20 protein-coding genes and 1 pseudogene are annotated in these 23341 nt (G+C 68.8%); 9 read left to right on the forward strand and 12 right to left on the reverse strand.

The window, feature by feature from the left end:
- Nucleotide 1 precedes the first annotated feature (1 nt).
- Entirely contained in the window at nucleotides 2-1054 is a 1053-nt protein-coding gene (locus MMB92_RS11350) for an aldose 1-epimerase family protein (RefSeq protein WP_277562700.1), read from the forward strand.
- 58 nt (nucleotides 1055-1112) lie between these two features.
- Here the strand turns inward: MMB92_RS11350 and deoR are convergent, their stop codons facing one another.
- Nucleotides 1113-1883, reverse strand: a complete 771-nt coding sequence (gene deoR, locus MMB92_RS11355; RefSeq protein WP_006491525.1) for a DNA-binding transcriptional repressor DeoR — start codon at nucleotides 1881-1883, stop codon at nucleotides 1113-1115.
- A 146-nt stretch (nucleotides 1884-2029) separates the two neighbouring features.
- On the opposite strand from deoR, the gene deoC reads away from it, so the two are divergent.
- The 3 genes from deoC to MMB92_RS11370 all read left to right on the forward strand — a co-directional run bounded on the left by deoC (nucleotide 2030) and on the right by MMB92_RS11370 (nucleotide 5106).
- Nucleotides 2030-2710 carry a deoxyribose-phosphate aldolase gene (deoC, locus tag MMB92_RS11360; RefSeq protein ID WP_034203726.1) on the forward strand — a complete coding sequence of 227 codons (681 nt, stop codon included), beginning with the start codon at nucleotides 2030-2032 and terminating at the stop codon, nucleotides 2708-2710.
- 433 nt (nucleotides 2711-3143) lie between these two features.
- Complete coding sequence (locus MMB92_RS11365; protein WP_034203727.1) at nucleotides 3144-4055, forward strand: phytanoyl-CoA dioxygenase family protein; 912 nt, start codon at nucleotides 3144-3146, stop codon at nucleotides 4053-4055.
- Nucleotides 4056-4248: 193 nt separating this feature from the next.
- Nucleotides 4249-5106 carry a DUF2071 domain-containing protein gene (locus MMB92_RS11370; RefSeq protein ID WP_006489725.1) on the forward strand — a complete coding sequence of 286 codons (858 nt, stop codon included), beginning with the start codon at nucleotides 4249-4251 and terminating at the stop codon, nucleotides 5104-5106.
- A gap of 8 nt (nucleotides 5107-5114) precedes the next feature.
- Here the strand turns inward: MMB92_RS11370 and MMB92_RS11375 are convergent, their stop codons facing one another.
- Both MMB92_RS11375 and MMB92_RS11380 read right to left on the reverse strand, forming a co-directional pair.
- Nucleotides 5115-6092: an ATP-binding protein gene (locus tag MMB92_RS11375; RefSeq protein WP_080465582.1), complete on the reverse strand. Its 978-nt coding sequence runs from the start codon at nucleotides 6090-6092 to the stop codon at nucleotides 5115-5117.
- Nucleotides 6089-6997 carry a DMT family transporter gene (locus tag MMB92_RS11380; RefSeq protein WP_006489731.1) on the reverse strand — a complete coding sequence of 303 codons (909 nt, stop codon included), beginning with the start codon at nucleotides 6995-6997 and terminating at the stop codon, nucleotides 6089-6091. The genes MMB92_RS11375 and MMB92_RS11380 overlap by 4 nt, the downstream gene beginning before the upstream one ends.
- 90 nt (nucleotides 6998-7087) lie before the next feature.
- Here MMB92_RS11380 and MMB92_RS11385 point away from each other — a divergent pair, with 90 nt between their 5' ends.
- Nucleotides 7088-7888, forward strand: coding sequence for a helix-turn-helix transcriptional regulator (locus MMB92_RS11385; RefSeq protein ID WP_059721730.1), 801 nt, complete (start codon nucleotides 7088-7090; stop codon nucleotides 7886-7888).
- Between the two features lie 14 nt (nucleotides 7889-7902).
- Here the strand turns inward: MMB92_RS11385 and MMB92_RS11390 are convergent, their stop codons facing one another.
- A complete protein-coding gene (locus tag MMB92_RS11390; RefSeq protein WP_062886084.1) occupies nucleotides 7903-8388 on the reverse strand; it encodes an anthrone oxygenase family protein in 486 nt (161 codons plus the stop codon).
- Between the two features lie 2 nt (nucleotides 8389-8390).
- Nucleotides 8391-9215 (reverse strand): NmrA family transcriptional regulator, encoded by an 825-nt coding sequence (locus tag MMB92_RS11395; RefSeq protein WP_062886085.1) that lies wholly within the window; start codon nucleotides 9213-9215, stop codon nucleotides 8391-8393.
- 94 nt (nucleotides 9216-9309) lie between these two features.
- Between MMB92_RS11395 and MMB92_RS11400 the strand changes: the two genes are divergently transcribed.
- Complete coding sequence (locus tag MMB92_RS11400; RefSeq protein ID WP_006489724.1) at nucleotides 9310-9975, forward strand: TetR/AcrR family transcriptional regulator; 666 nt, start codon at nucleotides 9310-9312, stop codon at nucleotides 9973-9975.
- A gap of 71 nt (nucleotides 9976-10046) precedes the next feature.
- On the opposite strand, the gene MMB92_RS11405 is transcribed toward MMB92_RS11400, so the two are convergent.
- The 5 genes from MMB92_RS11405 to MMB92_RS11425 form a co-directional block, all read right to left on the reverse strand.
- Entirely contained in the window at nucleotides 10047-10901 is an 855-nt protein-coding gene (locus MMB92_RS11405) for a 3-hydroxybutyryl-CoA dehydrogenase (protein WP_006489742.1), read from the reverse strand.
- A 38-nt stretch (nucleotides 10902-10939) separates the two neighbouring features.
- Nucleotides 10940-12133, reverse strand: coding sequence for a beta-ketothiolase BktB (gene bktB, locus MMB92_RS11410; protein ID WP_034203733.1), 1194 nt, complete (start codon nucleotides 12131-12133; stop codon nucleotides 10940-10942).
- 49 nt (nucleotides 12134-12182) lie between these two features.
- Nucleotides 12183-13856 (reverse strand): electron transfer flavoprotein-ubiquinone oxidoreductase, encoded by a 1674-nt coding sequence (locus MMB92_RS11415; protein WP_006498524.1) that lies wholly within the window; start codon nucleotides 13854-13856, stop codon nucleotides 12183-12185.
- A gap of 36 nt (nucleotides 13857-13892) precedes the next feature.
- Nucleotides 13893-15683 (reverse strand): acyl-CoA dehydrogenase, encoded by a 1791-nt coding sequence (locus tag MMB92_RS11420; protein ID WP_006498525.1) that lies wholly within the window; start codon nucleotides 15681-15683, stop codon nucleotides 13893-13895.
- Nucleotides 15684-15888: 205 nt separating this feature from the next.
- Nucleotides 15889-16725 carry a helix-turn-helix transcriptional regulator gene (locus MMB92_RS11425; protein WP_034203736.1) on the reverse strand — a complete coding sequence of 279 codons (837 nt, stop codon included), beginning with the start codon at nucleotides 16723-16725 and terminating at the stop codon, nucleotides 15889-15891.
- A gap of 69 nt (nucleotides 16726-16794) precedes the next feature.
- Here MMB92_RS11425 and MMB92_RS11430 point away from each other — a divergent pair, with 69 nt between their 5' ends.
- On the forward strand, nucleotides 16795-18036 hold the full coding sequence (locus tag MMB92_RS11430; protein WP_233633843.1) for an FAD-dependent monooxygenase: 1242 nt from the start codon (nucleotides 16795-16797) through the stop codon (nucleotides 18034-18036).
- A gap of 219 nt (nucleotides 18037-18255) precedes the next feature.
- Here MMB92_RS11430 and MMB92_RS11435 read toward each other — a convergent pair whose 3' ends face one another.
- The gene (locus MMB92_RS11435) at nucleotides 18256-19317 is read right to left on the reverse strand and encodes an AraC family transcriptional regulator (protein WP_059721046.1); all 1062 of its coding nucleotides are present in this window, start codon (nucleotides 19315-19317) and stop codon (nucleotides 18256-18258) included.
- 84 nt (nucleotides 19318-19401) lie between these two features.
- Nucleotides 19402-21036: an AMP-binding protein gene (locus MMB92_RS11440; protein ID WP_062885723.1), complete on the reverse strand. Its 1635-nt coding sequence runs from the start codon at nucleotides 21034-21036 to the stop codon at nucleotides 19402-19404.
- Between the two features lie 289 nt (nucleotides 21037-21325).
- On the opposite strand from MMB92_RS11440, the pseudogene MMB92_RS11445 reads away from it, so the two are divergent.
- A pseudogene (locus tag MMB92_RS11445) lies at nucleotides 21326-22113 on the forward strand (HAD-IIB family hydrolase).
- Nucleotides 22114-22231: 118 nt separating this feature from the next.
- Entirely contained in the window at nucleotides 22232-23332 is a 1101-nt protein-coding gene (locus MMB92_RS11450) for an AraC family transcriptional regulator (protein WP_048987806.1), read from the forward strand.
- The last annotated feature ends 9 nt before the right edge of the window (nucleotides 23333-23341 follow it).

The raw sequence follows: 23341 nt of genomic DNA on the forward strand, positions 1-23341 counted from the left end.
GATGCGGGGCGAGATCGAACTGCGGCGCGACGACTTCCGCGAAACACCGCGCACGCTGTACCGCACCGACGGCCTCACCGTGACCGCGTTCGCGTATCCGTCCGGCGTCGAGGCGCTGAAGCTCGAGAACCGTCGCGGCCATCTCGTCGTGCTGCCGTATCTCGGCCAGATGATCTGGGCGGCCGAATTCGACGGCCGCGACCTGACGATGAAGCACATGTTCCGGCAGCCGAAGCGCGTGGCGTCGATCATCGACACCTACGGCTGCTTCATGTTCCACAGCGGACTGCTGCGCAACGGCTGCCCGGGGCCGGACGACACGCACGCGCTGCACGGCGAGATGCCGTGCGCGCCGATGGACCGCGCGAGCCTCGTCGTCGGCGCGGATGCGCGCGGCGCGACGGTCGAGGTGACCGGCGAGTACGAATACGTGCAGGGCTTCGGCAGCCACTACGTCGCTCGTCCGTCGGTGCGGCTGGCCGAGCACGATGCGCGGATGACGATCGCGATGGACGTGACGAACCTCGGCGGCGCGCCGATGGACCTGATGTACATGGCCCACCTGAACTACGCGTACGTGCCGGGCGGCCGCTTCGAGCAGTCGCTCCCGCCTGGCGGCATGCGGCTGCGCGACAGCGTGCCCGCGCACGTGAAGCCGACCGCCGCGTGGCGCGACTACACGGCCACGCTCGCGCGCGATCCGGCGCGGCTCGCGACGCTCGATGCGCCCGCGCTGTACGACCCCGAGATCGTGTTCTTCATGAACGAGGTTGAAACGGACGGCGACGGCGTCGCGCATTTCCGGCTCGCGCATCCGGACGGCGGCGCGTTCCACACCGCGTACCGCCCCGCGCAATTCCCACATGCGACGCGCTGGATCCTGCACAACGCGGACCAGCAGGTCGCCGCGTGCGCGTTGCCGTCGACCTGCGAGCCCGAAGGTTACGAAGCCGAACGCCGCAAGGGCCACGTCGCGGCGCTGGCGCCGGGCGCGTCGCGCCGCTTCGACGTGGTCACCGGCTACCTGAGCGCGGCGGAAGCGCGCGATGCGTGATGTGATGGAAAACGTGATGAAAACCGCGACGAAAAGCGCGACGCACGCCCGCGCCGCCTCACGTCACGAGCGCGATCCCGTGCTCGCGGATCGCGGTTTCGTAGCGACGGCTCAGTTGCCCGTCGGAGATCACGTAGTTGAAATCGGTCAGTTCCGCGAAATAGGCCGCGCGCACTTCGTCGAACTTCGTGTGGTCGACCAGCAGGAAGCGGTTCTGCGCGCGCGCCATCACCTTCTTCTTCGCGTCGACTTCGTGGAAGTTGAAGCACGTGACGCCGCAGCGGTCGCTCACGCCAGCGGCCGAGATGAACGCCTTCGACACGCGCACCGAATCGAGGATGCCCGTTTCGGCAACCGATTCGAACACCATGTTCTGGCGGTGATACGCGCCGCCGCACAGGATCACGTTGCAATGCGGCTTCTGCTGCAGCTTCGCGAACACGTTCAGCGAATTGCAGACCGCCGTGAATTCGAGGTCGTCGGCAATGAAATCGACGATGAACGGCGTGGTCGACCCGCAGTCGACGAAGATCGTGTCGCCGGTCGTCACGAATTGCGCGGCCAGCTTGCCGATGCGGCGCTTTTCCTCGGTCTGCCGGTTGTTCTCGGCGCTGATCAGGTATTCGCCGATGTCGCTGCGCTGCGCGGCGAAATGGCGCGTCACGTAGCCGCCGATCAGGCTGAGGCCGTGCGGGTTGTCCGCGAGATCGCGGCGGATCGTCATTTCGGACACGCCGAACAACTCGGCGACTTCCTTCAGATGAATCGCGTTCTGCCCTTGCAGCACGTTCATCAATGTCTTGATCCGCTCGCCCTTCTTTGTTTCCATGCCTGTATCCTGCGTGCCCGCCGCGTGAGTCGCTCGTCGTGCCGGGCGCGCGGGCCCGGCCGGAATGTCGTATTTGTAACAAACCGATGTGAAAACATCAACTTTCCGTGTGCCCTTTCCGCACACGATCCGTGGAGTCCTGACACATGCCGCTTTCCAACGCCCAACTCGCCCAAACCATCGATCACACGCTGCTCGCGCCCGACGCGAGCGACGCGCAGATCCGCGAACTCTGCCGCCAGGCGGCCGAGCATCGCTTTTACTCGGTCTGCGTGAATTCGGCGAACGTGCCGCTCGCCGCGCGCGAGCTGGCCGATACCGGCGTGCTCGTGTGTGCCGTGGTCGGCTTTCCGCTCGGCGCGGGGCTGTCCGCCGCGAAGGCATTCGAAGCCACCGCCGCGATCGCGGCGGGCGCCGGCGAGATCGACATGGTGATCAACATCGGCGCGCTGAAAAGCGGCCGCGCCGACGACGTGAAGGCCGACATCGACGCCGTGCATCGCGCGTGCGGCACGGTGCCGCTCAAGGTGATCCTCGAAACGGGGTTGCTGACCGACGACGAGAAGGTGCGCGTGTGCGAGATGTGCCGCGATCTCGGCGTCGCGTTCGTGAAGACGTCGACCGGGTTCGGCCACGGCGGCGCGACGCTCGCCGACGTCGCGCTGATGCGCCGCACGGTCGGACCGACGCTCGGCGTGAAGGCGTCGGGCGGCGTGCGCGACCGCGCGGCCGCGCTCGCGATGCTCGAAGCCGGCGCGACGCGGCTCGGTACGAGCTCGGGAGTGGCGATCGTCAGCGATCAGGCGGGCGGCGGATCGGGGTACTGACGCGCGAACGGCCGGCCTTCGCACGCGTGCATCACGCGTCAAGACTGACCGTCGAAACGCCTCGCGCAGGTTCCGGCCGGACCCGGTCCGACGTCGGACGCACGCCAGGCGACGCTCGGTGCGGCACACGCCATCGACGGCCAGCACGGCGATGCTGCGATCGGTGGTGCACACATCGGCTGCACCACCGCTACGGCGGCGCCGGCCGGGTACTGCGCTCGCCCGGCACGTGGCGGCATCGCGACGTCCACGTTGCCCCGCCCGCGCCATTCACGACCCGATAGCCCTTGTCGCAGAACGCGTCGGGCTGCTCGGCCGTCGGCAACCAACGTAAGGTATCGAACAGAAGCGTCCTTCGCGAAAATACGAAAATCGAAAGATCAGAGGCCGTCTGCATCGCTTCGCGATCCGTGAACTCATCGTCAAGGTTCCAATGCAAGCCAATCTTCGGTCCCGGTTCCATCACGACGGCTTTGCGGTCATCAACGGGCTGATCGACACCGCGGAGATCGAGGACTTGCGCGAAATCGGCCATCGTCTGCTCGGCAGTCGCACGGGCTACGCCCAGGGCCTGATGTTCGATTTCTATCCCGAGTCGAACGGGGGCGATTCCGGGCCTCAACTTCTCCAACTTCACTGGGCGTCCTATTTCGAGCGTCGGCTGGCGAAACTCCGTATCCGCTGCGCCGCGTTCGATATCGCCAAGGCGCTGCTCGGCCCGAATGTTCGTTTTGCCGGCGACAGCTTTTTCCTGAAGCAGTCGCGTACGGACACCGTGACGCCATGGCATCAGGACGACGCGTTTACCGACGCGCGCATCGACCATCGCGAAGTCAACTTCTGGATTCCGTTGCAAGCCGTGTCGGTCGACAACGGGTGCATGCGGTTCATCCCCGGGTCTCATCTGTACGACGTCCTTCCGCACGTACCGCTCGGGGGCGACGTGACCGCCCATGGACTCGAGTGTGTCGGCGGATTCGATCCGGCGCGCGCCGTGACGTGTCCGTTGATGCCGGGAGACTGCACCGTGCATGCGGGGCGCACGCTGCACGCCGCGGGGGCAAACTTCTCGGATCGGCCGCGGTACGCGTATGCGCTCAATTTCCGGTTACCACGACGGTGCTCGAGTACGACGACGAACTTTCCCTGGCACGACACGTGGCGCCCCTCGCGCATCGAGCGCTCCCAGGCGTCCCGGAATCTACGTGGGTGCTGGCCGTCCCTTCTGCACGAACTGTACACGTTCGATTTTCGCAATCCGTTCGAGTGGCGACTCGCGGGCGGCAGGATCGCGCGTTGGCTGAACGCGCCGCGGCAACCGATGCGCGAACCCGAGCCGGAATGAATCGCGGCGGGATCGGTGGAGCGCTGCCCCATCTCCCGTACGCGCGGGTCGGCGGAAATTTTCCATCGATTCCGGCGCGATCCGTCGCACGAGCGTGCATCATGCGGGCGGCGTCCGGCAAATGCACGGCGTTCGGCCAAGGACGCTGGCTCGCCTCTTCCGCACACATGACAACCCCGGCACAATGCCGCCCATGCGCTACGACAATACCTTCGTCTACCCGTCCTCCGGCTTCGCCGGCCGGCTCGCCAACCGGATCGTCGCGAGCGGCCCGCTGCTGCGCGCACGCCGCGCGCTGCTGTCGCGGCTGCCGTTCCTGCAGCTCGCGAGCGACGTCGAGCACGTCGTGTATTGCACGTGGGTCGTCGATGTCGCGGCCGTCGCGCCGCTCGTGCCGCGCGGCGTCACGCTCGCGAGCCGTGGCGGCCGCACGCTGTTCACGACGCTCACCTACCGGCACCGCCACTTCGGCCCGCGGCTCGCCGGCCCGCTGCGGCGCGTGTTTCCGTCGCCGCTGCAAAGCAACTGGCGGCTCTACGTCGACGCGCTGCCGGACGGCGCGCCGGCCGGGCGCACCGTGCTGTTCGTGAAGAACGTGTTCGACCACCCGCTCTATGCGCTCGGCAGCCGGCTGTTCAGCGACGCGCTGCCGTCGCATCTCGCGCGGCCCTTCACGCATGCGGCGCGCGACGGACGCTACGACACGCTGCTGGCCGCGAGCGGCGGCAGCGCACCCGACTTCCGCTGCACGGCCGAAGCGTCGCACGACCGCACGCTGCCCGACGCCTTCGCGCCGTTCTTCGACGACTGGCGCGCGGCGGTCGCCGCGCTGTCGCTGCAGCACGCGGCCGTCGCCCATGTGGCAGACTGCGATCGCCTCGCGCATGCGTCGATCGACCTGCCGATCGACGTCGACGCGGTGCGGCCGCTCAAGACGATCGGCCCCGCAGGCGGCGGCGACTTCCTCGCCCGCATCGGCGCGACCGGCGAGCCGCTGTGCTTCGTCGTGCCGGACGTCGCATTCCGCGTCCTGTCCGAGCGGCTGCTGTAGCGCGCGGCTCAGGCGCGCCGGCGCCCCGGCGGGCGTTCGTCCGCACCGCTTTCGTCCGCGAGCCGTCCCGCGTAATCGCGCGCGAACTGCACCGCGATGCGGCCCGAACGCGCGCCGCGTTCGAGCGCCCACTGCAGCGCGGGCTCGCGGGCGGCGCGAATCTGCGCGTCATCGAAACCGGCCACGCCGAGCCGGCTCTCGACGACGGCCAGGTACTCGTCCTGCGTGAAGCCGTAGAACGTGACCCAGATCCCGAAGCGCTCGGACAGCGAAATCCGCTCCTCGACCGCGTCGCCCGGGTGCAGCTCGCCGTTCTCCGCACGCGTCACGTTCGCGTTGTCGCTCGCCTGCTCGGGCATCAGGTGGCGGCGATTCGACGTCGCGTACACGAGCACGTTCGACAGGTCGCTCGCCACCGAGCCGTCGAGCACCGTCTTGAGCCCCTTGTAGCCGGTCTCGCCGGCCTCGAACGACAGGTCGTCGCAAAACACGAGGTAGCGCTCGGGCCGCGCGCGCACCAGCTCGACGATCGCCGGCAGATCGTTCAGCCCTTCCTTGCTGACCTCGATCAACCGCAGGCCGTGCGCCGCGAACGCATGCAGGCACGCCTTCACGATCGACGACTTGCCGGTACCGCGTGCGCCGGTCAGCAACACGTGATTGGCCGCGAACCCGTGCACGAACTGGCGCGTGTTCCGCTCGACGATCGCCGCCTGCCGGCCGACGTTGCGCAGCGCGTCGAACCCGACGAGCGCGGGCGTGGCGATCGGTTCGAGCGGCGCCGTTCGATGGCCGCCGCCGACACCGCACCAGCGAAACGCAATGGCCGCATCGAAATCGATCGCGGCCGGCTGGCGGATGCCCGCCAACGCCTCGAGCGCGGTCGCGATCCGTTCGAGCTGGCGCGCGAGCGCCGGCGCGGCACCGGGCGCGCGTTCGTCCGGCAGCATGGCCATCAGATCCTGGAGGTCCGCATGCGCGCTCATTGGCGGGCTCCTTGCGATGCACCGGCTTGAAACGGAAACCGCTGCGCGAGCGCGACGCCGAGCAGCGCGACACCGCCGCCGATCAGGTGATACAGCCGCAGCGATTCTCCGAGCAGCACGATCGCGCCGCCGGCCGTCATCACGGGCAGCAGGTTCATGAACATCGCGCAGCGGCTCGGGCCGAGCAGCCGCACGCCCTGCATCCACAGATACGGGAGCACCACCGACGCCAGCACGCCGGCATACAGGATCAGCGGCACGCTCGCGCGCGTCGGCCATGCGGCCTGCGCGGGCAGCCGCAGCAGCATCGGCGCCATGAACACGAGTGCGGCCAGCGCCTGCACGTAAGTCGACTGCCACGCGGGCAGCGCGCCGATGCGCCAGCGCTTGAGCAGCACGCCGTACAGCGCGTACGCGGCCGACGCGGCCAGCATCAGCAGGTCGCCCAGTTGCACGCCGCGCGCGGCGATCGCCGTCGGGTGCCCTTCGGCGATCAGGTAGACGACGCCCGCGAGCGACAGCACGCCGCCGCCGATCATGCCGGCGCCCGGCGGATCGCCGAGCAGCAGCGAGCTCAGCAGCATCGTCATCAGCGGCACGAGCGCGGTGATGATCGCCATGTTGGTCGCGCTGGTCGTTTTCGCGGCCTCGTAGGACAGGCTCTGGAACAGCGCCATCGCGAGAAAGCCGAGCACCGCGAGCTTCGGCAGGTGCGCGACGAGCACCGCGCGATTGCGCCACGCGGGGCGCAGCGTGAAGACGCTCATCAGCGCGACGGCGAGCAGCAACCGGTAGAACGTGATGGCCGACGGGTCGATCGTCGACGCGGACAGCTTCGAGACGACGACGTTGCCGGCCCACAGCGCGATCGCGCAGAAGGGGAGCAGAAAAGGAGACTTGTTCATCGCGTTGGACGGATTAATATCGTGACAGGGAGGCTGGCGTGAATCGGAACGCCATCGTGCCCGCCCGCCCACTGCCTGTCTCACGCCAAAATGTCACGACTTGTCGCCAATCGGACACTCGAGTCCACCCCGCCGTTTGCGCACCTGCGCTACGAATCGACGCCGATGCCCGTGTCGGCGATGGCGGCCACCTACGTGCACGGCACGTCGATCGCGCCGCACCGCCATCGGCGCGCGCAACTGCTCTATGCGATCGAGGGCGTGATGCACGTCGAATCCGAAGGTGCATCGTGGGTCGTGCCGCCGACGCGCGGCGTATGGCTCGAAGCCGGGCTCGACCATACGGTGCAGATGAGCGGCGACGTGCAGATGCGCACGGTGTTCGTCGAGCCGGGCGCGGTCGAGCACCTGCCCGCGCGCAGTTGCGTCGTCGAAGTGCATCCGCTGCTGCGCGAGCTGATTCTCGCCGCGGTCGACGTGCCGCTCGATTACGCGCCGGGCTCGCGCCACGATCACCTGATGCACCTGCTGCTTGCGGAAGTGACCGTCGCGCCGCTGCTGCCGCTGTACCTGCCGTGGCCGCACGACGCGCGCCTGCGGACGATCTGCGACACGCTGGTCGCCACGCCCGACGACCTGCGCACGATCGCCGAGTGGGCCGACCTGCTCGGCCTGTCGGTCCGCACGCTGCATCGCGCGTTCCGGCGCGAGACGGGGCTCAGCTTCCGCCGCTGGCGCGAGCAGGCGCGGCTGCTGCTCGCACTCAAGCGTCTGGCGCACGGCGAAAAAGTGCTGACCGTCGCGATGGATCACGGCTACAGCAGCCAGAGCGCGTTCTCCGCGATGTTCAAGCGGCACTTCGGGATGTCGCCGTCGGCGTTTTACGCGTAACGGCGGCGCTGCCGCTAGCGCGCCGCGAGTGCCGCGATGAAGCATGCGCATGCGGCGGCCGATGCCACCGTGCGCACGTGATTCCACCTCGTCCAGTCGTGCAGGTAGCGCGTCCACAGCGCCGCGCCTTGCGCCGTGGCCGGATCGGCCGCGGCGAGCGCATCGTTGAGCGGCACGTTGACGGCCAGCGTCACCGCGAACATGCCGAACACGTACAGCACGCCGCCGGCGAGCGCCGCCATCGCGCCCGGCGAGTCGCGATCGAACAGCGCGATCACGACGAGCGCGAGCGCCATCAGCGTCGTGACGAGAAACAGCGGCATGAACGGCGAACGCACGATGTCGACGTTGATCGCGTTCATCGCGGCCGCGCCGGCCGGCGGCGCGAGCCGTCCGAGCGACGTCATCACGAACGTCGAGAACGCGAAGTACACGCCGGCCATCAGCCCGCAGCCGATGGCGGAACCCCACAGCAACGCTGACGTCACGAACGCGATCATGGTCAGGCGCTCCATACGCCGGTCGCGGCGACCGCGCGCGCATAGTCGGCGAAATCGCGCGCCGGGCGCCCGAGCGTGGCGTCGACGCCGTGCGTCACCGCGCTGTTGCGCCCGTCGAGCACCCCGTCGAACAGGTCGTCGAGCAACGCGACGACCGGCTCCGGCACGCCGACCTCGCGCAGCCCCGCGACGAACGCATCGTGCGGAATCTCGCGGTAGGCGATCGGCCGCCCGGCGGCCCGCGCGATTTCGCCGACCGCTTCGGCGAACGTCAGTGCACGCGGGCCGGTGACCTCGATCACGCGGCTCGCGAAGCGCGCATCGGTGAGCGCGGCCACGGCAACGTCCGCGATGTCGTCCGCATCGACGAACGGCTCGCGCACCGCGCAGGCGGGCAGCGCGACTTCGCCGGCCAGCACGCCGTCGAGCAGATAGCCTTCGGAGAAGTTCTGGTTGAACCAGCTTGCCCGCACGACACCCCAGCCCACGCCCGACGCCTGCAACGCAGCCTCGGCGGCCTGTGCGCGCGGCTCGCCGCGCCCGGACAGCAGCACCACGCGCTCGACGCCGCGGTCCCGCGCGAGCCGCGCGAATCGGGCGATCGCGTCCACCGCGCCTTCGACGGCCAGATCGGGCTGGTAGGTCACATAGGCGGCCGACACCCCATCGAGCGCGGCCGGCCACGTTTCGGGCGCCGTCCAGTCGAAGCGGACGGCCGACGTGCGCGATACCGGCCGTGTCGCATGGCCGCGCGCACGCAGCCGGGCATCGACGCGGGCGCCCGTCTTGCCCGAACCGCCGACGATGAGGAGGGGAAGTGCCGACATGTGCGTCTCCTTTTGGAAAAACACGAGAATCTCTCGCGTTTCAAAAACACGATAGACTCTCGCATTAGCAACGTCAAGCTTTTCGGGAGGCGGCATGGGCCGACAAAAATCGGGGCAGAGCGACGAGCCCGACGCGGCGGCAGCGGACGCGCCGGCGCGCGCGCGGCTGGTACCGACGCAGCAGCGCAGCCGCGAGCGGTTCGAGCGCATCCTCGCGTGCGCGTCGGAAGTGATGATCGAGAAAGGCTGCGACGCGTTCCGGATGAGCGACATCGTCGAACGCACGGGCATCTCGTTCGGTTCGCTGTACCAGTACTTTCCGGACAAGGCCGCGGTGATCGGCACGCTCGCGGAGCGCTACAACGCCGTCGGCCACGACTGCGTGCGGCGCGACCTCGCGGGAATGAAGACGATCGACGATCTGCACGCCACGCTCGCGCGCATCACGGACAGCTACTACCGGATGTTCGTCGACGAGCCGCTGATGCGCGACATCTGGCGCGCGACGCAGGCCGATCGCGCGCTGCAGGCACTGGATCGCGCGGACGGCGAATTCCTGGCCGGACTGTTCGCGGATGCGCTGGCGGAAGTCGCGCCCGACACGACGCGCGCACAGCGCAGCGCATTCGCGGAACTGATGATGATCCAGATCGCGGCGGCCGTACGCCATGCGATCACGCTGCCGCCGAAGGCGGCGCGGCACATGCTGGCGATGTTCAAGCGCGCGCTGCCGCGCGACCTGTCGGTACTCGACGCGTAATCGCGCCGCGCGCGCCGCACCATGCACGCGGCCGCCCGAAGGCGGCCGCGCGAAGTGGCATGACGCGCCGCTTACTTGCTGTAGTCGTACACGCCGCGCCCGGTCTTGCGCCCGAGCCGCCCGGCCGACACCATCTCGCGCAGCAGCGGGCACGCGCGATACTTCGGATCGCCGAAGTCCTTCACGAACACGTCCATCACCGCGAGGCACACGTCGAGGCCCACGAGGTCGGCCAGCGCGAGCGGCCCGATCGGGTGGTTCGCGCCGAGCTTCATCCCCGCGTCGATCTCCTCGGCCGACGCGATGCCTTCGGCCAGCACGAAGAACGCTTCGTTGATCATCGGCACCAGGATCCGGTTCACGACGAAGCCCGGCGAATTGCGCACGCCGATCGGCGACTTGTCGAAACGCTCGGTCAGCGCACGCACGGCCGACGCGGTCGCATCGCTCGTCTGCAGCCCGCGGATGATCTCGACGAGCGGCATCAGCGGCACCGGGTTGAAGAAATGCATGCCGAGAAAACGCGACGGATCGGCGAGCGGCGCCGCGAGCGCGGTGATCGAGATCGACGACGTGTTGGTCGCGATGATCGCGTCCGGGCGTGCGACGGCCTCGATCTGCTTCAGGATGCGGCCTTTCAGCTCGACGTTCTCGGTCGCGGCTTCGATCACGATGTCGACCGCGGCGAGCTTCGCGTAGTCGGTCGACGTCGTGATGCGCGCGAGCGCCGCATCGCGTGCGGCCGCGTCGAGCTTGTCCTTCGACACGAGCCGCTCGAGGCTGCCCTTCAGCGTCGCGAGGCCCTTGTCGAGCGCGGCGTCGCTGACGTCGATCATCACGACGTTCAGTCCTGCAACGGCCGCCGTTTGCGCAATGCCGTTACCCATGGTTCCGGCGCCCACGACGCCGACGGTTTCGATGGCCATGAAATGTCCTGTGTGTTCGGATGCTGAGCGGTCGATTATCAGATGTTCTCGAAGATCGCCGCAATCCCCTGGCCGCCGCCGATGCACATCGTCACGAGCGCGTAACGCCCGCCGATGCGCTTCAGCTCGTACAGCGCCTTCACCGTGATCAGCGCGCCGGTCGCACCGATCGGGTGACCGAGCGAGATGCCCGAGCCGTTCGGGTTGACCTTGGCCGGATCGAGGCCGAGCGCCTGCGTGACCGCGCACGCCTGGGCCGCGAATGCCTCGTTGGCTTCGATCACGTCGAGATCGCTGATCTTCAGGCCCGCGCGTTCGAGCGCCTTCTGCGTGGCCGGCACCGGGCCGATACCCATGTACGCCGGATCGACGCCCGCGTGCGCATACGCGACGAGGCGCGCGAGCGGCTTCACGCCCTGCGCGCGCGCGGCGTCCGCGCTCATCATCAGCACGGCGGCCGCGGCATCGTTGATGCCCGACGCGTTGCCGGCCGTCACGGTGCCGTTCTCCTTCGCGAACACCGGCTTGAGCTTCGTGAAATCGTCCGCGCTCGCGTCGTGACGCACGTGCTCGTCGGTGTCGAACGCGACTTCGCCCTTCTTGGTGCGGATCGAGATCGGCAGGATCTGGTCCTTGAAGCGCCCTTCCGCGATCGCGCGCGCCGCGCGACGATGCGATTCGAGCGCCAGCGCGTCCTGCGCTTCACGCGAGATGTCGTATTTCTTCGCGACGTTCTCGGCCGTCACGCCCATGTGGATCGTCTGGAACGGGTCGTGCAGCGCGCCGAGCATCATGTCGACGAGCTTGCCGTCGCCCATGCGCTGGCCGAAGCGCGCGGCCGGCACGGTGTACGGCGCGCGGCTCATGCTCTCCGAGCCGCCGCCGATCGCGACGTCGGCATCGCCGAGCATGATCGTCTGCGCGGCCGACACGATCGCCTGCAGGCCCGAGCCGCACAGGCGGTTCACGGTCAACGCCGGCGTGTGCTGCGCGACGCCGCCGTTGATCGCCGCGACGCGCGCGAGATACATGTCCTTCGGCTCGGTGTTCACGACGTGGCCGAACACGACGTGCCCGACCGCGTCGCCCGGCACGTTCGCGCGCGACAGCACTTCGGCGACCACCTTCGCGCCGAGGTCGGTCGGCGAGAAATCCTTCAGGCTGCCGCCGAAATCACCGATCGCGGTACGGACACCGCTCACCACCACGACTTCCTTCGCTGCATTGCTCATCGTCTCACTCCGGTTCGTTCGCGCCCGCGGGGCGCGGGGATGCGTTGCGTTACATGTTCGGGTAATTCGGCCCACCGCCGCCTTCCGGCGTGACCCACACGATGTTCTGCGTCGGGTCCTTGATGTCGCAGGTCTTGCAGTGCACGCAGTTCTGCGCGTTGATCACGAGGCGCTCGCTGCCGTCGTCGTTCTTCACGAACTCGTACACCGCCGCCGGGCAAAAGCGTGCCTCCGGCCCCGCGTAGGTACGCAGGTTCACGTTCACCGGCACGCTCGCATCCTTCAGCGTCAGGTGCGCCGGCTGGTTCTCCTCGTGGTTCGTGTTCGAGATGAACACCGACGACAGCCGATCGAACGTCAGCTTGCCGTCCGGCTTCGGATACGCGATCGGCTCGCACTGCGACGCCGGCTTCAGCATCTCGTGGTCCGCATGCTGGTGATGCAGCGTCCACGGCACGTTGCCGCCCATCACCTTCTGCTCGAGCCCGACCATCAGCGTGCCCAGATACAGGCCCTTGGCCATCCACTGCTTGAAGTTGCGCGCGCGGTACAGCTCCGTGTACAGCCACGATTGCTTGAACGCATCCGGGTACGCGGTGAGCTCGTCCGACTGACGGCCGGCTTGCACCGCGTCGAATGCCGCATCGGCCGCCAGCATGCCGGTCTTGATCGCCGCGTGGCTGCCCTTGATCCGCGACGCGTTCAGGAAACCCGCGTCGTCGCCGATCAGCGCGCCGCCCGGGAACACCGTCTTCGGCAGCGACAGCAGGCCGCCGGCCGTGATCGCCCGCGCGCCGTACGACACGCGCTTGCCGCCCTCGAGGAATGCGCGGATCGACGGGTGCGTCTTGTAGCGCTGGAATTCCTCGAACGGCGACAGGTACGGGTTCGTGTAGCCCAGGCCCACCACGAAGCCGACCACGACCTGGTTGTTGTCCATGTGATACAGGAACGAGCCGCCGTACGTATCGGACTTCAGCGGCCAGCCGGCCGTGTGGATCACGAGGCCCGGCTTGTGCTTGGCCGGATCGATTTCCCACAGTTCCTTGATGCCGATCCCGTACGCCTGCGGATCTGCGTTCGCGTCGAGCTTGAATTTCGAGATCAGCTGCCGGCCGAGATGGCCGCGGCAGCCTTCGGCGAACAGCGTGTACTTCGCGTGCAGCTCCATGCCGAGCTGGAAGTTCTCGGTCGGTTCGCCGTCCTTGCCCACGCCCATGTTGCCGGTCGCGACGCCTTTGACCGAGCCGTCGTCGTTGTAGAGAATCTCCGCGGCGGGGAAGCCGGGGAAAATCTCGACGCCCAAGGCTTCCGCCTGCTGGCCCAGCCAGCGCGTGACGTTGCCCAGCGAAATCACGTAGTTGCCGTGATTCTTGAAGTTGTCGGGCAGCGCCCAGTTCGGCGTCGTGACCGCGCTCTTCTCGGACAGGAACAGGAAGCGGTCTTCCGTCACCTCGACGTCGAGCGGCGCGCCGCGCTCCTTCCAGTCGGGAAACAGCTCGGTGATCGCGCGCGGGTCCATCACCGCGCCCGACAGGATGTGCGCGCCGATCTCGGAACCCTTCTCGAGCACGCACACGCCGATCTCGGCGCCTTTCTCGGCGGCCAGCTGCTTGAGCCGGATCGCCGCCGACAGCCCGGCGGGGCCGCCGCCGACGATCACGACGTCGTATTCCATCGATTCGCGCGGGCCGTATTGCGCGAGCAAGTCCTGTGTGGTCAAAATCCTGTCTCCTGCTGCGTCCCGACCGTCAGTGGGTCAGAACTGGTCTTCCGTCAACGCGAGCACGCTCTCGTTGCCCTTCGCGCCGACGATCGACGCTTCGAGCGCACCCGCCTGTACCAGCACGTGCTCCGCATAGCATTGCGCGATCGCGATCTTCGCGTCGAAGAACGCCGGGTCGCTCGCACGGTTCGCGTGCGCAGCCACCAGCGCGCGCGCCATCTGCCAGCCGCACAGCACCACACCCGCCAGCTTCAGGTACGGCACGCTGCCCGCGAACACCGCGTTCGGGTCCTGCTTCACGTTCGCGAGCACGTAGTCCACCACCGCCGCCAGCGAGCGCGCGCCCTTCTCCAGCTGCGCCTTCATCGACGCGGCCGCCGCACCGTCCAGCTTGCCGAGCGCCGTCACCGTGTCGCCGATTTCCGCGAGCAGCGCCTTCGCCACCGCGCCGCCGTCGCGCAGCGTCTTGCGGCCCACCAGGTCGTTCGCCTGGATCGCCGTCGTCCCTTCGTAGATCGCCAGGATCCGCGCATCGCGGTAGTACTGCGCCGCGCCCGTCTCCTCGATGAAACCCATCCCGCCGTGCACCTGCACGCCCAGGCTCGCGACGTCGTTCACCATCTCCGTGCTCCAGCCCTTCACGACCGGCACCAGATACTCGTAGATTGCCTGATGACGCGCGCGCGTCGCCTCGTCCGAATGGCGGTGGGCAATGTCGCTGTGCGCGGCAGCCACATAGGCCAGCGCCCGCGCGCCTTCGGTCAGCGCACGCATCGTGCCCAGCATCCGGCGCACGTCCGGGTGATGGATGATCGTCACCGACTGCCTGGCCGAGCCGTCCACCGGGCGGCTTTGCACGCGTTCCTTCGCGAATTCGGCCGCCTTCTGGTACGCGCGGTCGGCCACGCCGATCCCCTGCATCCCGACCCCGAAGCGCGCCGCGTTCATCATGATGAACATGTATTCGAGGCCGCGGTTCTCCTCGCCCACCAGATAGCCGATCGCGCCGCCGTGATCGCCATACTGCAGCACCGCCGTCGGGCTCGCCTTGATCCCGAGCTTGTGCTCGATCGACACGCAGTGCACGTCGTTGCGCGCACCGAGCGAGCCGTCGTCGTTGACCATGAACTTCGGCACGATGAACAGCGAGATGCCCTTCACGCCTTCCGGCGCGTTCGGCGTGCGCGCGAGCACCAGGTGGACGATGTTGTCCGCCATGTCGTGCTCGCCCCACGTGATGAAGATCTTGGTGCCGAACACCTTGTAGGTGCCGTCGCCCTGCGGCTCGGCGCGCGAGCGCACCAGCGCGAGGTCGGAGCCCGCCTGCGGCTCGGTCAGGTTCATCGTGCCGGTCCATTCGCCCGAGATCAGCTTCGGCACGTAGCGCTGCTTCTGCTCGTCGGTGCCGGCCGTCAGCAGCGCCTCGATCGCGCCGTCGGTGAGCAGCGGACACAGCGCGAACGACAGGTTCGACGCGTTCAGCATCTCGATGCACGGCGTCGCGATCAGCTTCGGCAGCCCCTGGCCGTCGTACTCGGCCGGATGCTGCAGCCCCTGCCAGCCGCCTTCGACGAACTGGCGGAACGCTTCGCCGAAGCCCGGCGTCGCGGTCACGACACCGTCCTTCCAGCTGCTCGGATTGCGGTCGCCTTCGACGTTCAGCGGCGCCAGTACCTCGCCGCAGAATTTCGCGGACTCGTCGAGCACGGCCTGCGCCGTGTCGTAACCCGCATCCTCGAAGCCCGGCAACTGCGCGACGGCGTCGATGCCCGCGAGTTCCTTCAGCACGAACAGCATGTCCTTGACGGGGGCGTTATAGCTCATGGTCGATGTTCCAATCAGGCGGTGAATAGGGCGCGACGCGGGCCCGGTACGGCAAAACCGGCCAGCGCCGCGACGTGATGGGCCATCCTAACGCCGGGACTCCCGATTCCGATTGTCATATCCGGCCCACATGGTGACAAAACCGGCCACGTCGCGCGCCGGCGGCGGCCGTCGCATCTGGCCGCGAAAGCCCGTCTGGCGGGCGTCAGCGCCCGTCCGGCTGCCGTTCCGGCCGGGTGGCGAAATAGTGCGCGGGCGAATCGCCGAGCGCCTTTCGGAACATCGCGATGAAGTTGCTGGGCGATGCGTAACCCAGCAGGTCCGACACCTCGGCCACCGGACAGCCGCGGGCGAGCAGGTCGAGGCCGCGCGCGAGCCGGGCCTGCTGGCGCCATTGCGCGAAGCTCAACCCGGTTTCGGCCGACATGAGCCGCCGCAACGTGCGCGGCGACATCGCACCGAACGCCGCCCATGCGTCGAGCGTGCGCCGGCTGCCGGGATCGTCGAGAAGCGCCCGTGCCACCCGCGCGAGCCGCGGATCGGCGGGCATCGGCACGTGCAACGCCTCGCGCGGCGTGCGACGGATTTCGTCGTGGATGACCGCAGCCATCCTCGCGTGCTCCGGCGCCAGCGGCGCGTGCTTGTCCCATTCGATCGCACGATGCGCGAGCGAGCGCAGCACCGCGCTGATGCCGATCACGCACGGTTCGTCCGGCAGGCCCGCGCAGAACGGCGGCGCGGCCAGCAGCACCCAGCCGCCGGGCGCGCCGCTCACCCGCACCTTGTGCGGCATGCCGGGCGGCACCCAGCCCGCACGATGCGGCGGCAGCAGCCACGCACCGCGCGGCGTATGAACGTGGATCAACCCCGCCTCGACACACAGCACCTGACCGCGCGCATGCGCGTGCCAGTCATAGTCGCGTGTGCCGAGCCGATACGCGCTGGCCGGATCGTCATTGCCGCGCAGCGCGATCAGCGCGGGGCCGTCCAGCCATTCGCTGTAGTCGGGAAGCGCCAGGTCGGCGGCGGTACGGTTATCCATATTGGCCAGTCTACGGCATTGAACGGCCAGATGCCGTTATCCGCCCACCCGTGACGCACGGAACAATGCATGCCGGACCGCGCACCCCGCGCGGCTAACGGAGAGCGTTCCATGCACGACATTCACGTCGCCATCGTCGGTGCAGGTCTCGGCGGCCTGGCCCTCGCCCAGGCCTTGAAACAGGCCGGCATCGCGTTCGATGTCTACGAGCGCGACGCGGCCATCGACAGCCGGAGGCAGGGCTACCGCATCCGGATCGACGCGACCGGCCAGCGCGCGCTGGCGGCCTGCCTGCCGGCCGGGCCGGCGGCATTGTTCCGGGCATCGGCGTCGCAGGGCACCGGCGCCGTGCGGCTCGCGACGCCCCGGCTCACGCCCGCCCACGGACATGCGCCCGCCGGCTGGCACACCGCACCGGACACGGCGGACCTGAGCGTGAACCGGCTGACCCTGCGGGAGATCCTGATGGCCGGCATCGAGGATCGCGTGCATGTCGGCCACGCGGTCGACCGCTATCGAGTACTGCCCGACGGCCGCGCACACGTGACGTTCGCGAGCGGCACGTCGGGGTCCGTCACGTGCGACGTGCTGGTCGGCGCGGACGGCATCCATTCGACCCTCCGCGCGCAGCTCGTTCCGGCGGCCGCGCCGGTCAGGACCGGCGCCCTGTGCGTCTACGGCAGGACCCGGCTGCCGACCGACGATCCCGCGTTCCCCGAAGCCGCCGGGTTGCGCGCCGCCACCACGGTGATCGTGGCCGACGGGTGCGCGGCGGTCCTCGAGGACATGCGGTTCCGCACCGACCTGCGGGCGCTCGCGGCCCATGCGCTGCCGTGCAGCCGGTTCACGCCGCCGGACGACTATTTCTACTGGGCCGCGATCGGACCGTCGAGCCGCTTCGGGCTGGATGACGCCGACCCGACGGCTGCGCTCGCGGCGCGAATCCCGGCCGCGCTCCGGCATGTCGTGCGGGACTGGCACCCGGTGCTGCGCCGTTTGCTGCTCGACACACCGTCCGACGCCGTCACCGCGCTGCCCGTGCGTCGCGGACGCCCCGACGTAGCGCTGCCGGCCGGCCCGGTCACGCTACTGGGCGACGCGATCCATGCCATGAGTCCCGCCGGCGGCGCGGGCGCCAATACGGCGCTCAGGGATGCCGCCGCGCTGGCGGCGCGGCTGGCCGGGCAGACCGCCAACGATGGCGATATCCGGCACGCGCTGACGCGATATGCGGAAGACATGCGCGTGTGGGCGACCGACGCGGTGATCGCGTCCGATCGCGCGGCCGCGCGGCTGTTTGCCGGGAATTGAGCGGAATGTGTCCGTCGATCGGAAATCCAGATCGCCGATTGCGGCGACGCACGCCGAAGGAAACGATCGGCCGAGTGCGCGCCTGCACGGCCCGAGCGGTGAAGGTCGCCGGTTATGGGAATGTCTGCCGAAAACCGGCCGTGGAAACCGCAAAAGGAGCCGGTTATGGGATTCAATCCGCGAACCCGCGCATCCGCGCCACTCAGCGTCGCGCCCGCGTCACGCCCGCCGCCGATACGTCCCCGGCGTACTCCCGGTCCAGTGCCGGAACGCGCGATGAAACGCGCTCGGATCGTCGAAGCCGATATCGGCGCCGATCGCCGCGATCGTGTCGGGCGTATCGGTCAGCCGCTGGATCGCGATATCGCGCCGCAGCTCGTCCTTCAGCACCTGGAACGTCGTCCCTTCCGCCGCCAGGTGACGGCTCAGCGTCCGCACCGAACAATGCAGATGCTCGGCCGCCTGGTCGATCACGGGCAGATCCGGCAGCGCCGCCGACAGGTATTGCCGCACGCGATGGCACACGAGCTGTTCGCTGAACGATTCGAAGATCCAGTCGCCGGGCGCGCGCGCGAGGAACTTGCGCAGGTTGCGCTTGCTCTGCCGGATCGGCGCGTCGAGGTAGTCGGCGCTGAAGCGCATCAGCGTGCGCTCGCAGTCGAACTGCACGGCGCCGGTGAAGAAGTACAGGTGATCGACCGCATGGCGCGGCCGCGGGCACGCGAACTCGATCTGCAGCAGCGGAATCTTCTGCCCGATCAGCCACGAGCACACGCCGTGCACGAGCTTGAGCATCAGCTCCTGGCCGAGCGCGCCGATCGGCCCGATGGCGTCGTTCGGACGCAGCAGCACCTGCGCGACGAGATCGTCGCGCTTCGATTCGACGAAGAAGTCGTCGAGCAGGATATGGAAAAATTGGCCGAAACGGTGCAGCGCCGTTTCGAGATTGCGCGCGTCGAGCAGGCTCAGGCACAGGTACTTCAGCGTGCCGCCGCGCAACGGGCGCGAGAAGATGCCGGGCATCTCGTCGTCGAGGTCGATCGCGAGCGTGCGGTACAGCGTCGAGAACTGCTCCTCCGTCACGCGCGCGTGCGGCTCGCCGAGCAGCTCGATCGGAATACCGGCGCCGCGCAGGTAGCGCTCGACCACGTCGCGCTGCACGCCCGCGCTCGCGAGAAAGCCGTTGACGAGCGAGATCGGCACCGTCGCGCTCGGCGACGGCAGCGCACGCCCGGGCCGGGCGGAAAGTGAATCTGAGCCGGTCATCGCGTCCCCGTCGATCGAACCGACCGCATTGTACTTGAGCGGCCCGCGCGCGCCCTTCGGCGTGGCCGGCGCACCGGGCCGCGCGGCGCGTCGTGCCCATCAGTCGGTGCGGCTGAGTTCCCGGCGCAGGATCTTGCCGACCGTCGACTTCGGCAGCCGCTCGACGAAACGGACGAGCTTCGGCACCTTGTACGCGGCCAGGCTCGCGCGGCAATGCGCGACGAGTTGCGCCTCCGTCACGTCGGCGTCCGCCGCGAGCACCACGAACAGCTTGACGGCCTCGCCCGTGCGCGGGTCCGGCACGCCGATGCACGCGCATTCGGCGACGCCCGGCAGCGCGGTCGCGACCGCTTCCACCTCGTTCGGGTACACGTTGAAACCGGACACGATGATCATGTCCTTCTTGCGGTCGACGATCCGCAGGAAGCCGGCCGCGTCGAACACGCCGACGTCGCCGGTACGGAAATAGCCGTCCGCGGTGAACGCGGCCGCGTTCGCGTCCGGCTTCTGCCAGTAGCCGCTCATCACCTGCGGCCCCTTCACGCAGATCTCGCCCGCCTCGCCGATCGCCACCTCGCGATCCTGGTCGTCGAGCAGCTTCACGTCGGTCGACGGCAGCGGCAGGCCGGTGGTGCCCGTGAACCGATCGATCGACTGCGGGTTGAACGACACGACCGGCGACGTTTCCGACAGCCCGTAGCCTTCGCGGATGAAATTGCCCGTCACCGCCTTCCAGCGCGACGAGATCACGTCGATCACCGCCGCCCCGCCGCCGGCCGACAGCTTCAGCCGCGACCAGTCGACCTCCTTCAGGCGCGGATGGCCGGCGAGCCCCGCGTACAGCGTGTTCACGCCGACGAACACCGTCGGCCGCGCGGTCTTCAGCACGTCGATGAACCCGTCCATGTCGCGCGGGTTCGCGATCAGCCAGTTCTGCGCGCCGATCGCGAAGTAGGACAGGAAGTTCACCGTCAGCGCGAAGATGTGATACAGCGGGATCGCCGTGACGACGACTTCCTCGCCCGGCCGGCGCGCATCCGGCACGATCGCCGCGAACTGCGCGATGTTCGCGACGAGGTTGCGATGCGACAGCGCCGCGCCCTTCGACAGGCCGGTCGTGCCGCCCGTGTATTGCAGCAGCAACAGGTCCGCGCCGCTCAGCGCCACCGGCTCGCACGCGAGCGATTCGCCGGCGGCGATCGCCTGCGCGAGCGCGGTCGAACCGGGCGGCAGCGCGTCGCAGGTGCCGGCCGGCGCATCGACGACGCCGAGATCCTCGCGCCCCACGCTCAGCACGGTGCGCACGCGCGTGCCGCCGACCACGTCCGCGAACGTGCCTATCGACCCGCCGCAGACGATCGCCACCTCGACTCCCGCGTCGTTGAGCTGATGCTCGAGTTCGCGCGCGGTGTAGTGCGGATTCACGTTGACCTGGATCGCGCCGATCCTCGCGACGGCGACGAACACGACCGGGAACGCGAGCACGTTGGGCAGCATCACCGCCACGCGATCGCCCTTGCGCACGCCGACGACCTGCTGCAGATACGCGGCCAGCGCGGTCGACAGGCGCTCGACGTCGGCATAGGTGAGCGTGCGGCCGAACGCATGGAACGCCGGACGGTCGGCGAAGCGGCGCATCGCGTCGTCCAGCAGCGCGCTGACGGAAGGATGGCGATCGGCGTCGATCTCGGCGGGGATCGAGCCATACGACCCGGTCCAGTGTCTCTTCGTCATGTCTCACTCCTCTTTGGACGGCACGCCAGCATGCGTACCGTTCGCACGGGGCCTGCACGCCGGAGGGACGCGGGCCGCCGCCTGACCGGCGACTATCGCCCGCGCGACGCGCTTTGCAAATGATCCGGGCGGCCGAAAACATGATCGAAACGGACATGCGTGCTCGCTCCCTGTCCAGGCAACTCGGCCGCGCGCATATTCCCCGGCGCGAATTGCAAAGCAGCAAGCGGCATGGCGCGGCGTGTCGCCGTTCTTCATAATCGACGACCGTCCCTCATCCGCCGAGACCATGCAGCCGCTCACCCTGGCCCCCGCCGACACCTTCTCGTCCGTTCGCTTCCTGCTGACCGACATGGACGAGACCCTCACGCATCGCGGCCGCCTCGCCGCACAGACCTATGCGGCGCTCGAGCGGCTGCAAGCGCGCGGCATCCGCGTGATCCCGGTCACCGCCGCGCCGGCCGGCTGGTGTGACCAGATGGCGCGGATGTGGCCGGTCGACGGCGTGATCGCGGAGAACGGCGGACTCTTCATCCGGCGCAGCCCGGACGGGCACGGCGCCGAACGCCGCTATTGGCATGCGGACGATGCGCTCGACGGCGCACGCGACGCGCTCCGGCGCATCGCGCAGCATGTCGCGACGGCGGTCCCGCCCGCCGCGCGGACGACCAGGACTTCCGGCTGACGTCGCTCGCGTACGCACGCACCGGCGGCGACCAGGACGACCGGATACTCGACGCGCTGATCGAGGCCGGTGCCGACGCAACCATCAACAATCTGTGGGTGATCGGCTGGGTCGGCGGGTACGACAAGCTGTCGATGTCGCTGCGCGTGCTGGCGGATACGTTCGGCGTCGATGCCGGCGCCGCGCCCGGGTGCGTCGCCTATTCGGGCGATTCCACGAACGACGCGCCGATGTTCGGCTATTTCACACATACGGCCGGCATGAGCACCGTTATCGAGTATCTGCCGCAGTTGCCCGCGCTGCCGCGATGGATCACGCAAGGCCCGGGCGGCCTCGGCTTCGTCGAGTTCGTCGACGCGATCCTGCGCGCGCAGCCCGGCGATCGGGGCTGACTACCCGCGCGGCGGGGTGGCGCCGGCGTATATCAGGGTGAACCCGGTGGCGGATGGGATCGTTCCCGCGCAGAATTGCGTGCCGTCAACGATATCGATTCGGACGCAGGATCCCGTCATGCTGCGCAGTGCGCTCTTGAAACCGACCGACGCCCGTCCCGCCCGGCTGCCGGACGCCGCTTCCGCGCACGCGTTGCGCGAGCAGCGCTTCACGCCGGCCAAGCTGGCCGTGCTGGTCGACGTGGCCGCGCAAGCCGGCCTCGATCCGGCCGCCGTGCTCGCCGGCACCGGCCTCGCGCCGGCCGACGTCGCGGACCCGTTCACGCTCACGTCGCCGCTGCAGTTCCTGACGGCCGCGCGCAACGCGGTCGCCCGCTACGACGGCCCCGACCTCGGCGTGCGCGTCGGCCGCCGGCTGCGCGCGTCGAGCTACGGGATGTACGGCTACGCGATGCTGTGCTCGGAATCGCTCGCGCACGCGTTCGATTCCGCCGTCAAATATCACCGGCTCGCGAACGGCATGCTGCCGATCCGCTGGGTCGAACAAGGCGATACCGCGTCGTGGCTGTTTCCGGACCGCCACGAAGTCGCGCTGCCCGATCTCGACGAGCCGCTGTACCGTTTCCTGATCGACATGCAGTTCGCACTGCACGTGACGATCATCAAGGACGTGATGGGCGGATGGTGCGTGCCGGCGCGCGCGCAGTTCGCGCAGCCGCAGCCGCCGCACTGTGCGCTGCTGGCCGACGCGCTCGAATGCCCGATCGCGTTCGACCAGCCGCACCACGTGCTCAGCTATCCGGCGGCCTGGCTCACGCGCGCGCCGCAGCTCGCGAATCCGATCACCGCCGCGCAGGTGTCGTCGCACTGCGCGAGCCTGCTCGACGAAATGCGCAGCCAGGCCGGCGTCACGCGGCGCGTATACCAGGAACTCACGCGCACGCCCGGGCAGTTTCCGGACATCGACGCGATCGCCGAGATCCTGTGCATGACCTCGCGCACGCTGCGCCGCAAGCTCGAAGCCGAAGGCACGTCGTACAGCGAACTGCTGACGAGCGTGCGCAAGGCGCTCGCGATCGACTACCTCAGCACGACCACGCTCAGCACCGAGGACATCGCGCTGACGCTCGGCTTCAGCGATGCGGTGGGATTTCGCCACGCGTTCAAGCGCTGGACCGGCACGACGCCGAGCGACGTGCGACGCAAGCGCGGCGGCTGACGCCGCCGA

Source organism: Burkholderia sp. IO2 (assembly GCF_029522185.1).
GTDB lineage: Bacteria > Pseudomonadota > Gammaproteobacteria > Burkholderiales > Burkholderiaceae > Burkholderia > Burkholderia cenocepacia.

Bases quoted from the DNA above. Each gene is read 5' to 3' on its own strand.
- MMB92_RS11430 (WP_233633843.1), top strand. From the start codon at position 16,795: ATGCCGGACCGCGCACCCCGCGCGGCTAACGGAGAGCGTTCCATGCAC.
- MMB92_RS11440 (WP_062885723.1), bottom strand. From the start codon at position 21,036: ATGACGAAGAGACACTGGACCGGGTCGTATGGCTCGATCCCCGCCGAG.
- MMB92_RS11385 (WP_059721730.1), top strand. From the start codon at position 7,088: ATGTCACGACTTGTCGCCAATCGGACACTCGAGTCCACCCCGCCGTTT.
- MMB92_RS11395 (WP_062886085.1), bottom strand. From the start codon at position 9,215: ATGTCGGCACTTCCCCTCCTCATCGTCGGCGGTTCGGGCAAGACGGGC.
- MMB92_RS11350 (WP_277562700.1), top strand. From the start codon at position 2: ATGCGGGGCGAGATCGAACTGCGGCGCGACGACTTCCGCGAAACACCG.
- MMB92_RS11400 (WP_006489724.1), top strand. From the start codon at position 9,310: ATGGGCCGACAAAAATCGGGGCAGAGCGACGAGCCCGACGCGGCGGCA.
- MMB92_RS11390 (WP_062886084.1), bottom strand. From the start codon at position 8,388: ATGATCGCGTTCGTGACGTCAGCGTTGCTGTGGGGTTCCGCCATCGGC.
- MMB92_RS11405 (WP_006489742.1), bottom strand. From the start codon at position 10,901: ATGGCCATCGAAACCGTCGGCGTCGTGGGCGCCGGAACCATGGGTAAC.
- bktB (WP_034203733.1), bottom strand. From the start codon at position 12,133: ATGAGCAATGCAGCGAAGGAAGTCGTGGTGGTGAGCGGTGTCCGTACC.
- deoC (WP_034203726.1), top strand. From the start codon at position 2,030: ATGCCGCTTTCCAACGCCCAACTCGCCCAAACCATCGATCACACGCTG.
- MMB92_RS11450 (WP_048987806.1), top strand. From the start codon at position 22,232: ATGCTGCGCAGTGCGCTCTTGAAACCGACCGACGCCCGTCCCGCCCGG.
- deoR (WP_006491525.1), bottom strand. From the start codon at position 1,883: ATGGAAACAAAGAAGGGCGAGCGGATCAAGACATTGATGAACGTGCTG.
- MMB92_RS11420 (WP_006498525.1), bottom strand. From the start codon at position 15,683: ATGAGCTATAACGCCCCCGTCAAGGACATGCTGTTCGTGCTGAAGGAA.
- MMB92_RS11365 (WP_034203727.1), top strand. From the start codon at position 3,144: ATGCAAGCCAATCTTCGGTCCCGGTTCCATCACGACGGCTTTGCGGTC.
- MMB92_RS11370 (WP_006489725.1), top strand. From the start codon at position 4,249: ATGCGCTACGACAATACCTTCGTCTACCCGTCCTCCGGCTTCGCCGGC.
- MMB92_RS11375 (WP_080465582.1), bottom strand. From the start codon at position 6,092: ATGAGCGCGCATGCGGACCTCCAGGATCTGATGGCCATGCTGCCGGAC.
- MMB92_RS11380 (WP_006489731.1), bottom strand. From the start codon at position 6,997: ATGAACAAGTCTCCTTTTCTGCTCCCCTTCTGCGCGATCGCGCTGTGG.
- MMB92_RS11425 (WP_034203736.1), bottom strand. From the start codon at position 16,725: ATGGATAACCGTACCGCCGCCGACCTGGCGCTTCCCGACTACAGCGAA.